Annotated in this window: 4 protein-coding genes; all 4 read right to left on the bottom strand. The window is 56.0% G+C overall.

Annotated elements, in window-relative coordinates; translation table 11 throughout:
* On the bottom strand, positions 1–797 hold a 797-nt coding region (gene rplB / locus Q8O69_RS10710), incomplete at its 3' end, for a 50S ribosomal protein L2 (protein ID WP_305591978.1).
* Between the two features lie 14 nt (positions 798–811).
* A complete protein-coding gene (rplW, locus tag Q8O69_RS10705) occupies positions 812–1,111 on the bottom strand; it encodes a 50S ribosomal protein L23 (RefSeq protein WP_090255803.1) in 300 nt (99 codons plus the stop codon).
* Positions 1,108–1,710, bottom strand: coding sequence for a 50S ribosomal protein L4 (rplD, locus tag Q8O69_RS10700; protein ID WP_090255805.1), 603 nt, complete (start codon positions 1,708–1,710; stop codon positions 1,108–1,110). The genes rplW and rplD overlap by 4 nt, the downstream gene beginning before the upstream one ends.
* Positions 1,711–1,722: 12 nt before the next feature.
* On the bottom strand, positions 1,723–2,050 hold a 328-nt coding region (gene rplC / locus Q8O69_RS10695), incomplete at its 5' end, for a 50S ribosomal protein L3 (RefSeq protein ID WP_305591974.1).

Below are 2,050 nucleotides of genomic sequence, written 5' to 3'. Positions count from 1 at the left end.
TCGGTGCGTTTGTTACCACGAGTCTTCGCGCCCTTCGTCGGGAAGCCCCATGGAGACACCGGATGACGACCACCAGAGGTACGACCTTCACCACCACCATGTGGGTGGTCAACCGGGTTCATGGCAACACCACGAACGGTTGGGCGAACGCCACGCCAGCGTTTGGCACCAGCTTTACCCAGCGAACGCAGGCTGTGCTCGGAGTTCGAGACTTCGCCCAGGGTCGCACGGCACTCAGCCAGCACTTTACGCATCTCACCGGAACGCAGACGCAGGGTCACGTAGACACCTTCACGCGCAATCAGCTGAGCCGAAGCACCAGCGGAACGAGCGATCTGAGCACCTTTACCCGGCTTCAGTTCGATACCGTGAACAGTGCTACCAACTGGAATGTTGCGCAGTTGCAGACTGTTGCCCGGCTTGATCGGAGCCATGATGCCAGCTACCAGCTGATCGCCAGCACTCACGCCTTTAGGGGCGATGATGTAGCGACGCTCGCCGTCTGCATACATCAGCAGAGCGATGTGTGCGGTACGGTTCGGATCGTATTCAATACGCTCGACAGTGGCTGGAATGCCATCTTTGTCGTTGCGACGGAAATCGACCAGACGGTAATGCTGCTTGTGGCCACCACCGATATGACGGGTGGTGATACGACCATTGTTGTTACGACCGCCAGTCTTCGACTTCTTCTCAAGCAGCGGAGCGTAAGGAGCGCCTTTATGCAGCTCCTGATTGACCACCTTGACCACAAAACGGCGGCCAGGGGAAGTCGGTTTGCATTTAACGATTGCCATGATGCACCCCTTCCTTACTCAGCACTGCTGGCGAAATCGAGATCTTGGCCTGGCTGAAGCGAAATGATCGCTTTCTTCCAGTCGTTACGCTTGCCCAGGCCGCGAGCATTGCGCTTGGTCTTACCGAGAACATTCACGGTATTAACAGCAGCAACATTCACGTTGAACAGGCTTTCGACGGCCTTCTTGATTTCCAGCTTGGTTGCATCGGTTGCAACCTTGAAAACGAACTGACTTTTCTTGTCAGCGAGAACCGTGGCCTTCTCGGAGATGTGCGGGCCAAGCAGCACTTTAAATACGCGTTCCTGGTTCATCCCAGCAGCTCCTCGAATTTCTTCACGGCAGAAACGGTGACCAGCACCTTTTCATACGCGATCAGACTAACTGGATCGGAACCTTGCACGTCACGGACATCAACGTGTGGCAGGTTGCGAGCAGCCAGGTACAGATTCTCATCAATAGCATCGGACACGATCAGCACATCGGTCAGACCCATGCCATTCAACTTGCCCAACAGTTCTTTAGTCTTCGGAGCTTCAACGCTGAAGTCTTCGACGACGATCAAACGATCAGTACGAACCAGCTCGGCAAGAATCGAACGCAATGCAGCGCGATACATTTTCTTGTTCAGCTTTTGATCGTGATTCTGCGGACGAGCCGCGAAGGTCACACCACCGCCACGCCAGATCGGACCACGAGTGGTACCTGCACGAGCACGGCCAGTACCCTTCTGACGCCAAGGGCGCTTACCGCCACCGGATACGTCGGAACGAGTCTTCTGCTGCTTGCTGCCCTGACGGCCGCCGGCCATGTAGGCCACAACTGCTTGGTGAACCAGGGTCTCGTTGTATGCGCCGCCAAAAGTGGCTTCGGATACTTCGATTGCTTGAGCGCCATTTACATTTAATTGCATGTCAGCTTCCCCTTAACCGCGAGCCTTGGCCGCTGGACGTACAACCAGGTTGCCGCCAGTAGCGCCAGGAACAGCACCCTTGACCAGCAACAGATTGCGTTCAGCGTCAACCCGCACTACTTCCAGGGACTGCACGGTCACGCGCTCAGCGCCCATATGACCGGACATTTTTTTGCCCTTGAATACGCGACCCGGAGTCTGGCACTGGCCAATGGAACCCGGAACACGGTGGGACACGGAGTTACCGTGAGTGTTGTCTTGGCCGCGGAAGTTCCAACGCTTGATGGTACCGGCAAAGCCTTTACCTTTGGACTGACCGGTGACATCCACCAGTTGACCA

Origin of the sequence: Pseudomonas sp. (genome assembly GCF_030690725.1) — a bacterium.
GTDB lineage: Bacteria > Pseudomonadota > Gammaproteobacteria > Pseudomonadales > Pseudomonadaceae > Aquipseudomonas.
Note: the sequence above shows the minus strand (reverse complement) of the source record. Positions and strands in the feature narration are given on the sequence as shown.

Coding starts and splice junctions, on each gene's coding strand:
- rplW (WP_090255803.1), bottom strand. CDS start 1,111: ATGAACCAGGAACGCGTATTTAAAGTGCTGCTTGGCCCGCACATCTCC.
- rplD (WP_090255805.1), bottom strand. CDS start 1,710: ATGCAATTAAATGTAAATGGCGCTCAAGCAATCGAAGTATCCGAAGCC.